This is a genomic window from Halopseudomonas bauzanensis, from assembly GCF_900114735.1.
GTDB classification, from domain to species: Bacteria; Pseudomonadota; Gammaproteobacteria; order Pseudomonadales; family Pseudomonadaceae; genus Halopseudomonas; species Halopseudomonas bauzanensis.
Map to the genome: position 1 here is coordinate 286,734 of NZ_FOUA01000003.1, position 14,436 is coordinate 301,169.

At 56.2% G+C, this 14,436-nt stretch carries 15 protein-coding genes; 5 read left to right on the forward strand and 10 right to left on the reverse strand.

Annotation, left to right across the window (positions count from 1 at the left end; translation table 11 throughout):
* Positions 1-5: 5 nt before the first annotated feature.
* On the reverse strand, positions 6-707 hold the full coding sequence (locus BM267_RS09710) for an SDR family NAD(P)-dependent oxidoreductase (RefSeq protein ID WP_074779608.1): 702 nt from the start codon (positions 705-707) through the stop codon (positions 6-8).
* A gap of 145 nt (positions 708-852) precedes the next feature.
* Between BM267_RS09710 and BM267_RS09715 the strand changes: the two genes are divergently transcribed.
* Both BM267_RS09715 and BM267_RS09720 read left to right on the forward strand, forming a co-directional pair.
* Entirely contained in the window at positions 853-1,248 is a 396-nt protein-coding gene (locus BM267_RS09715; protein ID WP_074779610.1) for a Zn-ribbon domain-containing OB-fold protein, read from the forward strand.
* Between the two features lie 2 nt (positions 1,249-1,250).
* The gene (locus BM267_RS09720; RefSeq protein WP_074779612.1) at positions 1,251-2,441 is read left to right on the forward strand and encodes a thiolase family protein; all 1,191 of its coding nucleotides are present in this window, start codon (positions 1,251-1,253) and stop codon (positions 2,439-2,441) included.
* 3 nt (positions 2,442-2,444) lie between these two features.
* Here BM267_RS09720 and BM267_RS09725 read toward each other — a convergent pair whose 3' ends face one another.
* From BM267_RS09725 to BM267_RS09765, 9 genes are all read right to left on the reverse strand, one after another.
* Positions 2,445-3,239, reverse strand: a complete 795-nt coding sequence (locus tag BM267_RS09725) for an IclR family transcriptional regulator (protein ID WP_074779614.1) — start codon at positions 3,237-3,239, stop codon at positions 2,445-2,447.
* A gap of 105 nt (positions 3,240-3,344) precedes the next feature.
* Positions 3,345-4,937 (reverse strand): MFS transporter, encoded by a 1,593-nt coding sequence (locus tag BM267_RS09730; RefSeq protein ID WP_074779616.1) that lies wholly within the window; start codon positions 4,935-4,937, stop codon positions 3,345-3,347.
* A gap of 45 nt (positions 4,938-4,982) precedes the next feature.
* Positions 4,983-5,867 (reverse strand): fumarylacetoacetate hydrolase family protein, encoded by an 885-nt coding sequence (locus tag BM267_RS09735; protein WP_074779618.1) that lies wholly within the window; start codon positions 5,865-5,867, stop codon positions 4,983-4,985.
* Positions 5,868-5,869: 2 nt separating this feature from the next.
* Positions 5,870-6,811 (reverse strand): VOC family protein, encoded by a 942-nt coding sequence (locus BM267_RS09740; protein WP_074779621.1) that lies wholly within the window; start codon positions 6,809-6,811, stop codon positions 5,870-5,872.
* 36 nt (positions 6,812-6,847) lie between these two features.
* Positions 6,848-7,606, reverse strand: coding sequence for an SDR family NAD(P)-dependent oxidoreductase (locus BM267_RS09745; protein ID WP_074779623.1), 759 nt, complete (start codon positions 7,604-7,606; stop codon positions 6,848-6,850).
* A gap of 45 nt (positions 7,607-7,651) precedes the next feature.
* On the reverse strand, positions 7,652-7,873 hold the full coding sequence (locus tag BM267_RS09750) for a ferredoxin (protein ID WP_074779625.1): 222 nt from the start codon (positions 7,871-7,873) through the stop codon (positions 7,652-7,654).
* Positions 7,874-8,116: 243 nt separating this feature from the next.
* On the reverse strand, positions 8,117-8,524 hold the full coding sequence (locus BM267_RS09755) for an alpha/beta hydrolase domain-containing protein (RefSeq protein ID WP_143063054.1): 408 nt from the start codon (positions 8,522-8,524) through the stop codon (positions 8,117-8,119).
* A 388-nt stretch (positions 8,525-8,912) separates the two neighbouring features.
* Entirely contained in the window at positions 8,913-9,677 is a 765-nt protein-coding gene (locus BM267_RS09760; RefSeq protein WP_074779629.1) for a hypothetical protein, read from the reverse strand.
* A gap of 32 nt (positions 9,678-9,709) precedes the next feature.
* On the reverse strand, positions 9,710-11,362 hold the full coding sequence (locus BM267_RS09765) for a methyl-accepting chemotaxis protein (RefSeq protein ID WP_328586273.1): 1,653 nt from the start codon (positions 11,360-11,362) through the stop codon (positions 9,710-9,712).
* 167 nt (positions 11,363-11,529) lie between these two features.
* Here BM267_RS09765 and BM267_RS09770 point away from each other — a divergent pair, with 167 nt between their 5' ends.
* The 3 genes from BM267_RS09770 to BM267_RS09780 are packed head-to-tail and all read left to right on the forward strand — an operon-like array spanning position 11,530 to position 14,403.
* Positions 11,530-12,807: an MFS transporter gene (locus tag BM267_RS09770; RefSeq protein WP_074779631.1), complete on the forward strand. Its 1,278-nt coding sequence runs from the start codon at positions 11,530-11,532 to the stop codon at positions 12,805-12,807.
* 22 nt (positions 12,808-12,829) lie between these two features.
* Positions 12,830-13,150, forward strand: coding sequence for a 2Fe-2S iron-sulfur cluster-binding protein (locus BM267_RS09775; RefSeq protein WP_074779633.1), 321 nt, complete (start codon positions 12,830-12,832; stop codon positions 13,148-13,150).
* A 17-nt stretch (positions 13,151-13,167) separates the two neighbouring features.
* Positions 13,168-14,403 (forward strand): NAD(P)/FAD-dependent oxidoreductase, encoded by a 1,236-nt coding sequence (locus BM267_RS09780; protein WP_074779635.1) that lies wholly within the window; start codon positions 13,168-13,170, stop codon positions 14,401-14,403.
* Positions 14,404-14,436 lie beyond the last annotated feature (33 nt).

Sequence of the window (14,436 nt, forward strand, 5' to 3'; positions counted from 1 at the left end):
GCCGTTCATACCCGGCCGCTCACCGGCAAACAGGCACCCGTGATGACCTGCCCTTCCGCAGTCAGCAGGAAGGCGATGACAGCGGAAAGCGCTTCAGGCCTCACCCAGCTGGAAAAGTCTTGATCCGGCATATCCGCCCTATTGCCAGGCGTATCGATGATGCTTGGCATGACGGCATTTACCGTCACATCCCGGCTCTTGAGCTCTTCGGCCAGGGATTCGGTAAAGCGGGAAACGCCTGCCTTGGACGCTGCATAGGCCGCGACCCCACAGCCTGCCTTGAGTGCAGCGAGGGCGCTCACATTGACCACTCGCCCGTTGCTTGCCTTCAGAATATGTGGCAGCGCCGCGTGGGTACTTACCACTGCGGTTCGCACGTTCATCTGATACATGCGATCCCAGGTATCAAGCGCCCCGTCTTCAAAGGCTTCCCAGGCAAAGCCGCCCGCCACGTTGACGATCGCGTCGATATGGCCGAAGGCATCAGCAACCTGATGCATCGCTGACTCTGCTGAAGCAGGGTCGGTGAGATTGACTTCACCCAATGACAGAAAATCGGAGTGACCGGGAATGGCAGTGGGAGCCGGATTCAGATCCAGCGCGGCTACACGGGCACCGCGCTCAAGAAGCAACCTTGACAGAGCATTGCCGAGCACGCCAAAGCCGCCCGTCACGATTACTACGCGGCCTTGCAGACTAAGGTTCATCTAGAGGTCCTCTACGAGCTAATCTTATCTTTATTAACGCGAACCAAACAGCGCGGCTCGACCCAAATTATTAGAACACTTTTTTAATATATGTACAAATGATACTCTTGGCAAACTCAAGGCTGCCCCTTACAGGAACTGCGTGATGCCCAGAAAGCTGCCCGCTCTCACTGCCGATAACCACTCATTCTGGCAGGGAGGCAGGAATGGAGAATTGCTCATTCACCGATGTGAAGCGTGCAAGCGGTATTTCCATCCACCCTCCCCGATCTGCCCCACGTGCACCAGCTTTGAGGTGGCACCGCAGCGCGTATCGGGCAAGGGCGTGATAGCCAGCTTCACCATTAACCATCAGCCCTGGACACCCGAACTCGCGGCCCCTTTTGTCATCGCCATCGTCGAGCTGCAGGAGCAGAAAGACCTCCGCTTCGTCACAAATATCGAAGACACGCCGCCCGAGCAGGTGCATATAGGAATGAAAGTGCGGGTGCGGTTCCAGCAGGAAGATGACGTCTGGTTACCCCTATTCGTGAAGGATTGAGCATGCACGACCGACAGTACGAGAAAGATGTCGCCATCACCGGCATCGGCCAATCAGAAGTGGGCCGCCCGTCTACCTTATCAGGGATGCGCCTTACTCTGGATGCCTGCCTGGAAGCAATCAATGATGCGGGCCTGCGCAAGGAGGACATAGACGGCATAGCCTGCTGGCCGGGCGACAACAATAACGGGGACAGCTTTTCGCCAGTGGGTCCGCTTGCGCTGAAAAACGCTCTCGGGCTGGAGGTCAACTGGTTTGGAGGAGGTTATGAAGGACCGGGCCCCCTGACAGGCCTGATCAATGGTGCCATGGCAATCGCCAGCGGCATGTGCCGACACGTGCTGGTGTTTCGCACCATCACTGAATCCTCAACCCGGCAGCACAACAAGCAGGCCTCTGCACTGAGCAACAAGACCCTGGGCCGAGACAGCAGCTTTGCCTGGCAGTGGTATACGCCCTTCAATGTCCTGTCCGCGGCTAACCTCATGGCCATGTATGCGCAGCGCCACTTTCACGACTATGGCACTACCTCCGAGCAACTGGCACAGATAGCCCTCACTTGTCGCCGCAACGCGCAGCGCAATCCCAAGGCAATCTATCGATCTCCGATGAGCATGGATGACTACATGCAGTCCCGGATGATCTCCACCCCGCTGCGCATGTTCGATTGCGACGTTCACTGCGATGCGTCGACGGCCATCATCCTGTCCCGACGGGATGTCGCCAAAGACTGCCGCAACCCCCCGATCCGTATCGAAGCTATCGGGGCAGCTCTCAATCAGCCCTGGTCATGGGATCAGATTTCCCTTACCGAAGGCGCAGCATTCGATGTGGGCCGAATGATGTGGTCTCGCACCGACCTCAAGCCGAAGGATGTCGGCTCCGCTCAGTTATACGATGGTTTTTCCATCTTGACCATGATCTGGCTGGAAGCGTTGGGGTTGTGCCCAAAGGGTGAAAGCGGGCGTTTTGTAGAGGGTGGCCAGCGTATTGCGCTGGACGGGGAACTCCCGATCAATACCAACGGCGGGCAGCTCTCCGGTGGCCGCACGCACGGTCTGGGTTATGTACACGAAGCCTGCCTACAGTTGTGGAACAAGGCAGAAGGTCGGCAGATAGCCGATCATCAGGTAGCGGTAACTGCTGCCGGTGGCGGCCCGCTGGGGGGAAGTCTTCTGCTGGTGCGCGATTGAAGATTAGAACAGCACATCCTGCAATTCATTGCACAGACCGCAAAGCGCCTTGCCGAGCTCGCTGATGCCATCCTCGTCTCGCTGGCCACGGAACATGACCGCCGACACAGTGTAATCGATCGTCCTGGCCGGCGAGTATACCGGCGCGGCTACCGCCAGAATGCCAATTGAAAAATGACCATCGTCAATTGCCCATCCGCGCTCGGCGGCGTCTGCCACCTGTTGTCGATAGGTGGCATAGGACAATTGCCCTCCCCAGCGAATTTTTTCAAACATTTCGCGTGGCTGCTCAGCATCCAGATCCAGCTCAGACGCATACAAACGACCACTCGCACCCATCAGGATGGGCACCCGCTGCCCTTCACTCATATTGATACTGACATCCGTAGGGCAGGTTGCGGAACTGACGATAACACTCCTGTCACTTCCCATCCGACGCCACAGCGTGACAGTCACTTTTGAGTCGGCTGCGAAGCTTTCCAGCAACGGCTTGGCCCGCTGCACCTTTTGCCCCTGGGTCACGAATTGCTCGACCAGACGGGCCAAGCCAAACCCCGCAGAATAGCGTTTAGAGATTGGGCTGAACTCGACCATGTCTTCGGCCACCAGCGTTCTGAGGATATTGAAGCAAGTGCTCGGGTTGATATCGAGCTTCCTGGCGATATCCACGGAGCGCGCCGGAGCGCCGGCCTGGCTCAGGAAGCGGAGTATGCGAACGGCATTGACCACCGGTTTAACAGTTACCAGGGACGATTTCGCCATATTTCTGTCACTGCCGCGTGTCACTTCAGCATCCATTTTCAAAGTTTCGCTTCTATGATTGGGGAGGTATATTGATGATGCACTGTATGACAGTATATATAATATTCTCTATCAAGAATAGAATTTTGATAACGATTTACATCAGCGCCAAATTGCTTCTACATCGGCCTGATAAATATAGCGCTTGGTTGCCGTGCCCGCGTCAACGAGGTAATGCTTGAGCGCCGCCTCCAGCGCTTGATCCGAGTGGGTAACCCTGGCTCGCTGGCGAAGATAATCCAACCAGGACTCCACGATAAAGCGCTCAACGAAACGTTCCGGGTCGGCCAGATCGCGATACAGCCGCCAATTTCGCGCCCCGTTTCGGCGTCTTGCCTTACCTACAGCGTAGGCAGCCCGGATGAACTCCGTCTGGTTTTCTGAGCCAGCCCGATAGCAGATTTCAACCGATACCGGCCCATCAGAATGCGATACTTCCCCAGCAATCAGCAGCTTGTCAGTCTGTGAAACACTCCTGTAATCGGCTTCGCTACCGAGGACGAAAATACCATTACGCGTAAGCAGCAATCCCAGAACGATGGCCGCAGCCGATATCAACAAGCTGCCGGTGGTTCCCAGATGTTCAGCCAGGAACCCCCAAACTGCGCCGCCCAGCGCCATGGCGCCCATGTACATAAGTAAATACACCGAGGCGACTCGCGCCCGAACCCAGTCAGCCGCGCAGGTCTGGATGATAGTCGCAACGGTCGCATTCACCGCCATCCAGGCAATCCCTGCGATCACCAACAGCAGCCAGACCAGCCATGCCGATTCCAGTAACGCCGCAGCAGCGGTCACCAGCGCGAAGACGAGCGCGCCCACAACCACCAGATTTCTGAGCGGGAAGTGCCTATAGAAACGAGTCAGATTGACCGCGGCAATCACCGCGCCCGCGCCCAGCGCGCCCATCAGCATGCCATAACCATCCGCCTCCATACCCAGCCGGTCTCTGGCAATCAGCGGCAGCAAAGCCCATAACGCGCTGGCGCAACTGGTAAACACGAAGACCTGTTTCAGCGAACTGGTGAGCCGCACGGAGTGGCGGATATAGCGCAGCCCGCTGCGCATACCGCCTACGAAGGTTTCAGGCGGCAGCACCTCAGGCAGCCGATGGGCCCGCCACAGCAACAGAAAGAGCATTACCGACAGAAAACACAGGACGACCAACGAGAACATGGACGCCGGGCCGGCCAATGCGATAAGCAAACCGGCCAGCGCTGGGCCTACCGCACGCGCCACGTTGGTCGAAATAGCATTCAACGCTACGGCAGCCGGGACGATATCACGCGGGATCAAGGTTAACGTCACGGCCATCCAGGCGGACATGCTCAAAGCGCTCCCCGTCCCCAGAACGAAGGTCAGTATCAGCAATGACCAGACATTGAGCGCGCCGATCAGGCTCATGACCAACAGCACGGCCGCTGCCGTCAGCATCAGTGCTTGTGTGAACAGTAGCCAGTACTTCCGGCTCACCAGATCCGCAATGACGCCACCCGGCAGACCGAAGAGAAATACCGGGAGCGTCATGGCTGTCTGGATCAGCGATACCATCCACGCTGATTCGGTCAGACCCGCCATGATCCACGCTGCGCCGACGGTATGCATCCAGATGGCGAGATTGACGACGGCGCCAGCACCCCAGAACCAACGGAACTGCGGATGCGTCAGCGGAAACCAGGTGGCCTGTTGATTCATATTTCGCTTTTTTCTCTCGTAGCAAACACCGGCGACGTCACCACGTTATGGCGTCGGAAACCCCAGTCGCCCTGCGCGTCTGGAGCTGGTCAGTTTTCGCCGGTGGCCGACCCGGTTGCGCATCAGGCCGATGCCGTCAATGGATGCTTCGACCAGATCGTCCGGCTGCAGGAACCGACCCGTCTCCAACCCCACCCCATGTGTGGAACCGGTCAGCACCACATCCCCTGGACGAAGCGCTATGCGTGCGTCCAGGTAATTGAGCAACTCATCCAGAGGAAAAATCATCTCCCGCGTATTATCTTGCTGCCGCAGCTCGCCATTCACCCGCAGCTGCATGTCCAGCTCAGGCTGACCACCACCACCGAACTCATCAAGCGTACACACCCAAGGCCCGATCGGGCTTGTAGCGTCCATGCCTTTCTGTGTGAAAAGATCCAGCCGTCCCAGTGCCCTGCCGGCGTCCCGCGCACTGACATCATTTCCGATCGTGTAGCCCATCAGACATGTCGTGGCATGTTCTGCATCGTCCAGGGGCGCACCGACAACAGCAACCAGCTCGATTTCATAATCCAGCTCGCTTGTCATCGCTGGATAGGAAATCACTCCGTCAGGATCAACGATTGCGGAATCGGGTTTCATATAGGCGAGAGGATGAGGAGGGGCGGAACTACCCAGGCGAGTCAGGTGCGATAAATAATTAAGCCCGACGCCGAAGATACGGGCACCGGGCTCGATGGGGGCTATGAGGCGAAATCTATCTGGCTCAAGCGCTGTCGGCGACAGGTCGAGGGCCCCGATATCTCCCCTGTTGACGCTGCCGGCCCAACGGGAGAACGGGGCATTTATGCGCTGACCAAAACCTGTATCAGAATGCAACAGAACCCAGTACCGCTCGCCCTTCGCATCTTCTACTCTAGCCAGTCGCACCTCTAACCCTTCTTGGCCTTGAATTCCGGATCGCCAACCTCTTCTGGCGTTTTAACGCTAGGCCCCAGAATCGGGCCAACCAGCTCGTGGCCCCACACGCTCATTTTCTCTGGATTCAGCTCGAACCCATCGTCATGCCAGGGTTCACTTTCGGCTATACATTCGAAAGCGAAGCCTGAAGGATTGAAGTGGTAGAAGGAAATATGTGGATCCTGGGAATGCTGACCCAGCGTCATCATCATCTGCAGCTCGCGCTTCTTCACGATATCGTAGGTCTCGCCCACGTCGCGCAAGCTGCCAACAAACAGACCGACGTGTTGAATCCCCATACGGCCAGGAGCGTGCCCATAGGCGATATCATGGCTGGTGAAGGTATTCAGCCTGGAGCGGAAGAACCCAGTCTTACCCTTGCCAGCACCCGAGCCATACCAATGGAAGCCCATGATATTTATAAGGAAGTCTTCCAACTCTGGTGGAAACTCAGGTGTCATCAGCACGACATGGCCCAACCCTCTTCTGCCAGCAAGATAGCCGCCATGGCGACGTCCTGGCACAAAGGAATCAGGTAGCCACTTCTGCCCGTAGAACAGTTCATGCCGGAAGCCCACCGGGTCAAAGAAGCGGATCAGCTCCTTGACGCCGCGCTTCTCGCACAGCTCGGCGTCGCCCACGGTAAAGTCCACGCCGGCATCGGTAAACTTCCGGCAGGCTGCTTTGAACTCCATGCGCCCTTTGGCTTCCCAACCGAGATAGGCCAGTCGATCAACTTTGCCAGGATGAAAGGCGAGACGGTGGCGGCGATCGTCCATACGGAAATACAACGAATCCGGATCGCCTTCCGGATTCTGACCTATCGCAAAGCCCATTACCGCCGGACCATAGTCGCGCCAGGCATCAAGGTCAGTGGCTTCAAAGCCCATGTAACCCAGTCCAATAATATCCATCTGTTCCTCCTCGTTCTGCCAGGGACGGGTGGCTGGCTATATAGCCAGAAGTCCACCATCAATGACGATATCCGACCCCGTAATGAATGACGCCTCGTCCGACGCCACGAATACGGCCATCGAAACGACTTCTTCCGGCTCCCCCGGGCGATCCATCAGCACTCCGTCAAGCAGCGCCGCTCGCGCTACCGGGTTCTCCATGAACGCTGCCGTGCCTGGCGTAGCAATGAAACCGGGGCTCAGGCTCACTGCGCGGATACCTACCGGTGCGCCCTCCACTGCCAGCTGGCGGGTGAAAGAAACCACTGCGCCCTTGGCGGCGGAATGAGCAGAAATACCGGCCACCTTGGATCCACCCCACGCAGCAGTGGAGGACACGTTGATGATCACGCCCTTTTGTTCAGCCAGATGGTTCCACGCGTATTTGGTAGTGTAAAACAGCAGATCCACTTCATTGCGAATGGTAAAGTTCCAATCTTCAATGGACATGTCCTGGACAGGAGCAAAGCGGGCAGCGGAAGCGTTGTTGTACAGAATGTCGATCTTCCCACACTCGGCCACTGCGGCCTCCACCCAGGCCTTGGCCTGTTCGTGGTCGCCAAGGTCCACCGGAGCGCTACCGTACAGGGTGAAACCTTCCTCTGAAAGCAGATCGGCGGTGATCTGATGCTCGGCGGCATTGGTATCACAACCCACCACCAGGGCTCCCTCACGCGCAAAACGCAGCGCCGCAACTCTGCCCTGCCCTCCACCAGTACCCGTGATCAGAGCAACCTTACCCTTTAAACGTCCCATGAAATCTACCTCGCAACGACCATGACGGATGACCGGGCTTGCCGGTTATTCTTCAATCTTTACCAACCAGAGTGCTTCGGCTGGGCAAGCTGCAGCGCCTTCACGGGCGGCTTCCTCCAGTTCCGGCGCAATCCGGTCGTCGTCGAAATAAACCAGACCATTGTCGTCAAGCTTGTAGACTTCGGGGCAGATTGAGGCACACAGACCATAACCGCAGCAGCGACCACGATCAGCAACAGCACGGAAAACAAACTTATCTGAACTCATACCTTTATCCTCTTTATTCGTCAGGCTCAGCCAGGGACATAATGAACATAAAATTCATTTTTGTAAATTTTTAGTTAGCTAATAGTCGCCCATTTCACTAACAAAGAGGCATTCCAGCGGACCGCTACGGTTATGCCAACCAATAACCCCTTTAAAATCAGCCATTAAGCCAAATCCACTCAACATCCCTGACGACATACGCAATAAGCACAAAAACAAATAAAATGTTCATATTCCTAGGCGTCAGGGGGAGTTCTGTACTCGCTTCGCCGCATCGATAGGTGCTTGCCCGTCCGCAGGGCGAATAAACCCCTTGTCAACCGCCTCTTCGGTGGCTGCAGTCCACGCGTTCACAAATACCTGCTGAGTTGGGTACCGGGCGTCCAGCTCAGTCGCATTGTAGGGTGTGGTGGTGCCGAACAGTCCGCAGAAACCGTTACCGCCGGAGTTGCCGGTTCCACTGAGTACGGCAAGCGGTACGTCGACGAAGGGTGTACGTATGCCGCCCAGAGCATTGCCCGAAGCATCACGCTTGAGCCTCGGGCTGTAGAGAGTGAAATCGATCGCCTGCAATTGGCTCGCGGTGGCCGGAGGGTTGCCTGTTCTGCCCCACTTATCCAACGCATGGATACGAATGGATAGGGACTCCACCTACCAAACTACTGGAGGTTTCTGGGCAAAAGCAAGTTGTTCTGGATGTGTCTGCCTGGCTATTCGCGGCTGCCGAAAGGCATCGCTCACTTACCACGTCCTTCTTCAGCAATCCGTCCCAGAACATCATCCTTGCTCACCTGGAAAACATCCTCATTATCCAGGTCACAGAGCATTACCAGAAGCAGGGATCTACAGCAAAGGCCTGCACGGCGAAGTCGCAGTGCGCTGCTTCGTGGGTGCCTTGCTGGGGCTGTGGCTATGGTGGGTACGACATGGCTATCCCTGCTCTGCATTTGACGCGCTCATGAATAACGGCGTATGGCCCGCATCAACAGGCCGCATCGTCAGGCCCGAGAAGCCATAGCGACTCGGGATACAGAGCAAATCATTTAGTGAGTTCAATTGCGGCCTGATCAATTTTCAACATCGCCATGCCCAGATAACGTCCGACTCCATTGGGCATCCATCGACCACCCTGATTGAATAACTGCTCCCGGGAAAAAGCATACTGTCGTGCAGGGTCCGCAAGTTGTTTTTCCAACGCCGGATTCAGGGCGGACAAGCCAGTGAAGCTATCTAGAACCCGCTGGTCTTGATCAAGCACTTGCTGGGCAGACATGACCCACTGCTCCGCTCCAAGGCGGCTGAACGAAGCTATCTGATATCCCAGCAGCAGTTGACCTATATCACGGCTCAGAGCATGCAAACTGCTTTGCAGCTCTTCAGCATTATCGATACGCCTATAGTGCGCATCCAGTAGTTCCTGTAGGCGCGCATGGGAGTCCACCACAGGCAATAACCAGCGTGTATAGCCCGGAGACGTTCTTCGCAGTTCAACCTCCGACTGTGGTAGCTCGGCCGTGTCGGCCACGCTCGATTGCAGGCGGCTCAGTTCTGCGCTTACATCCTCAAGCCGCTGACTGGCGGCCAGGCTCTGTAAGCGGGTCATGCCCTGCAGATATGCCTGCTTATTGCGTAGCTCATAAGGGCTACCGTTTTCGTTGAAATACACCAGAATGTTGGCGCATACCGAAAAGCCCAACGAGCGCATCTCCTGTATCGCCTGCGCCGAACTCGCCTGTGTTGCATGGGCTGGCAACATCGCAACCAATAACGCAAAACCCCACGCGACCCACTTGAATCCCTTCATAAAAACCTCCAGCAAACTTGTCTGCGGCCCCTTCAGGTCCGGAAATGACTGACTGACAGCTCAAGCTCTCCTGCCAGCTCCCTTAGTGATGCCACGGCCGAGGTCACCTGATGGGAGATCAGATCCCCCTCTTCCGCCATTTTTGCGATTCGCTCTATACCCAGTGAAATATCCTTGCCGCCCTCATTCTGTATCTGCACCGCCAAAGCGATTTCACTCACCCCCGTACTGGACGCGCCGACCAGACCAGCCGCCTCCAGCAGCACATTCTCCAGTTCCTGGAGCAGCACCTGGCTGCTATCCAGTGCTGCCGCACCTTCATCCAGCACTCGCGTGACACTCCCTGACTGGCTTTCGAGTTCATCGGTAAGCTCATTGATGGAGTTGGCCGCCACTGCCGAACGTTGGGCCAGAATACGCACCTCATCAGCCACAACGCTGAAACCGCGACCACTCTCCCCCGCCCGCGCGGCCTCGATCGCGGCATTCAGTGCCAGCAGATTGGTTTGTGCGGAAAGCTCCTTGACCCGGTTGATGCTGTCAGTAATGGCAGTGGTGCTGGAGACGAAGTCGCCGACCGATAGGGTGATCGCGGCGAAAGCATCCCGCACCCGGCAGATTTCATCCAGCAGCCTGGCCAAAGCTGAACGGCCATTCTCTGCCCCTCGCATACTGGCGTCGGCTGACGACCGCAAATTTTCTGCATGCGAGGCAATAGAAGCGATACCCACGCTCATCTGCTCAACGGTGGATGAGGCCTGAATGGCCGCACCGGCCTGCTCATTGGCACCCCGTGCCACCTCATTGGAGGTGGTCACCAGCTCCTCCGCGGAGGCTCCGACCGACTCGGCAATACGCGTCACTTGCTGCACTGCCCTCTGCAAACTGATGATCAGCGCATTGAAGGCCATGGCTGTCTGGGCTATCTCGTCCCTGCCTGTCACCTCGACACGATGAGTCAGATCGCCGTCCCGCAGCTTGATAGCAGCCTGCTCGATCGCCTTGATAGAGCGCAGAATCTGATGACGCACCAGTAGCCCGACAACGAGCGCCAGTGCGATGGCGACCAGAACCGCAACCGCCAATGCCGTAGTAACTGATTTAGCAGTCGCGTCTGCCGACGTGAACGACATGCTGGCCAACTCCTTCTGCTGATCCAGATACAGGTTAAGGAGGCCGACCAAGCGCGTATAATCCGCCCTTACATAGCCTAGCTGCGATGGGGCCAGATACGGATTGTTCAGTGACGCGTCCGCGAGCTGCTCTACTCCCCCGCCAAACGCCACTGCCTGTTCCTGCAGGTTCTGGTAGAGCACCATCTCCTCTGCAGTGAGGCTCGCTGACTCAGACAGACCCTGCTCGATCCCTGCCAACATATCCTTCACACTGGCCCGCATGTCTTCCACGTAAAACTGCATTTCTTCTTCGGAGACATTACCCTCGCTCTGAATGACCTGAACCACAGCCGCGTAAGAGCCGACCATCGCTGCCTGAGAAGCGGCTGCAATGTCCAGTGCGCGCTGGTATTGACTGAAGCGGACATGCTCCACCTGGTGCAGCACAGCCTGCTGCCGCTTGAGCCCGTCATAAGCAACAGCGGAGATAACGATAAGCAGGAAAACAATCAGTGCGGGGGCAAATAAAAGCTTCGCGCCAATGGAAAAGCGGCTGAGCCATGGCATCATTATGGTACCTCGTTCCTTTTATTATTGTTGTGCTGCGGGAAAGGTGCCCGCGGTGTGGACAATCCGATCCTTATGCAATATTCTGACATCAGTATACAGTTCTGCAGTCAGAAATTGGTAGCATTTCTCCGATAAGCTGATGCCATAAAAAAAATGAAGGACAGCGTATGAATCATTCAAGCAATAGCGCCGCCATCGATTTTTCGGAATTTAGAACCAGTTGGCGGGTACTCATCCTGGCCTTGCTAGGCATTGGCATCAGCATCAATTCCTCATTGCTTTATGGCTTCGGAACCCTTGTCGTTCCGTTGGAAGAAGCCTTTGGCTGGAGCAGAAGTGCGCTGCAGGTAGCTATTACCTTTCTATTCGTGGGCGCAGTTATCTCGTTGCAACTGGTAGGCTGGTTCAATTTGCGTTTTGGGATCAAGAAAGTAACCGCAATTTCCACGTGCTTGACGGTGCTGGGTTATTTGGCGGCCACCCAGCTCGGTGAGTCGATCTGGAGCCTTTATCTGGCATTCACGATCATTCCGATATTGAGTATTGGCAACCTCGCTGTCACCTGGACTCAGTTACTCAACATGTGGTTTGAGAAGAATCGCGGTCTGGCGTTGGCTATTGGCCTCTCAGGAACCGGCCTCGCCGCAGCTACTGTCCCACCGTTGCTTTCCTGGGGCATTGGCATCTGGGGCTGGCAAGCAGCCTTTATCATGCTGGCCATGATCAACCTGCTTCTGCTGTTACCCCTCACCATCTGGTGGTTTTCGGTTCCAAAACCAAAGAGCCATAAAAGCGAAGCTGACAAGCAGGCGGCCCTGCGCAGTATTACCGGAATGACGTTCAAGGAAGGCTTCACCTCGAAGAACTTCTGGATCTGCAATATTGCCCTGGCGCTGGTGATGTCGGTGGTTATTGGGATGGTTACCAATACCATACCCATCTTGCGTGACCTCGGGCTCTCTGCAGAAGAAGCCGGCCTGGTATTCAGTGGTTTCGGTATTTCACTGGTTTTTGGACGAATCCTAGTCGGCTATCTGCTGGATCGCGTGTGGGCCCCAGGCATATCGGCCATCAGTCTGGCCATGCCTGCCATTGGCTGCCTGATCCTGCTCAGCGGAACAACCGATTTCACCTTGCTCTTGCTGGCAGCAATTGCAATTGGCTTTGGTGCAGGTGCCGAGTTCGATATTGCCGCATTTTTGGTCGCCCGCTATTTCGGGCTGAAAGAGTACGGCCGGCTGTATGGCTTTCATATCGGCTTATTGACCGCTACGGCGGCTGCGGCCCCTTTATTGTTTGCCGCCTTCTTGAGCCAGACGGGGTCGTATACAACCATGCTCGTTTACTGTCTTGTCTGCTCGATTGTGGGCCCACTGATGCTTCTGACCTTGGGTCGAGCCCCCCAATTTGAAACCCAACCCCCACTCAAGCCTGCTGTGGCCTGAAACCGTTGACTGGAGAAAAACAATGCCAACGATAACGCTGATCGAACATAACGGTACCCAACATTCCATTGTCGGTGAAGTGGGCCAATCCGTGATGCAAGCCGCCATGAATGCCATGATTCCCGGCATCCAGGGAGACTGCGGCGGTGCCTGCAGTTGCGCAACCTGCCATGCATTCGTTGACGAGGCCTGGGTGAACTCTGTACCACAAGCGGAAGAATGCGAGTCCGATATGCTTGAGTTCGCCAGTACACGCCAGGATAACAGCCGCCTTACCTGCCAGCTTGTCATTCAGGATGATATGGACGGCATAGTGCTGCGCCTGCCTGAATCTCAATACTGACGTACTCAGGAGTTGATATGTCGCTTTCGTCAGTTGTAATTGTCGGTGCCGGCCAGGCAGGTTTCCAGGTTGCCGCATCCCTGCGCCAAGGAGGCTTTTCCGGGCACATCTCGCTGATCAATAATGAACCTGGCTTGCCCTACCAACGCCCGCCGCTATCAAAAGCTTATCTACTGGGCAAAATAGCCACATCCAACCTGGCCTTTCGCCCGGAAGCTTTTTTCGATCAGCAACAGATAGAGTTGCTGCAGGACGATGCCATCACTATTGACCGGCAGAACCGGCATGTCGTTTTGGCCAGTGGCAAGAGCCTGCAATACGATCATCTGGTACTGGCTACAGGCGCGCACAACCGCCCTCTTTCGGTACCCGGCGATGACCTTCAAGGTGTATTTGGCATCAAGACCCTGGCCGACGCCGACGCGCTGGCCCCCAGGGTAAAAGACGCTCGTAACGTCGTGGTGATTGGCTCAGGCTTCATCGGTCTGGAATTTGCCGCCGTTGCCGCGGCATTGGGAGCGTCGGTTCATGTGGTGGATCTCGGGGATCGGCCCATGGCCAGGGCGGTTTCCAGCGACATGGCCGCCGTTTTCCGCCAGACACATGAATCCTGGGGCGTCCAGTTTCATTTTCATCAGGGCGTCACCCGACTCATCGGCGAAAATGGCCAGATTACCGCGATTGAAACCACTGACGGCAAGGTATTGCCCGCCGAACTCCTAGTCTACGGCATCGGTGTCATACCCAATATAACCATCGCCAATGAGGCGGGACTGGCAATCGAGAACGGTATCAAGGTCGACGCTAACCTGCTGACCTCCGATCCGCACATATCGGCCATAGGCGACGTTGCCTGTTTCCCATGCATCCAGAATGAAGGTGAGCATACCCGTATCGAATCAGTGCCTAACGCTATGGAACAGGCGCGAACCCTAGCCAGCAGGCTCTTGGGCAACGCCAAGCCATTTGATGCAGTACCCTGGTTCTGGACTGATCAAGGTAACCTGAAATTGCAGATCGCTGGCCTTTCCACCGGCTATGACAGCACGGTCAGACTGGGTTCGGAAGCAACACAGCAGTTCTCGGTACTGTGTTTCCGTAAGGGCCAGTTGGTTGCTGTCGAATCCTGCAATCGTCCCGGGGATCACCTGGCAGGAAAAAAAATTCTCTCTCGTCCACCGGAGCTTACCTCTGCCGAGGCCAGCGCACCCGGCTTCGATCTCAAAATCTGGGAACTGGCTCATCGTCCTTAGTCAGTGATTGTTTAACCCCGGACACCCACCAGG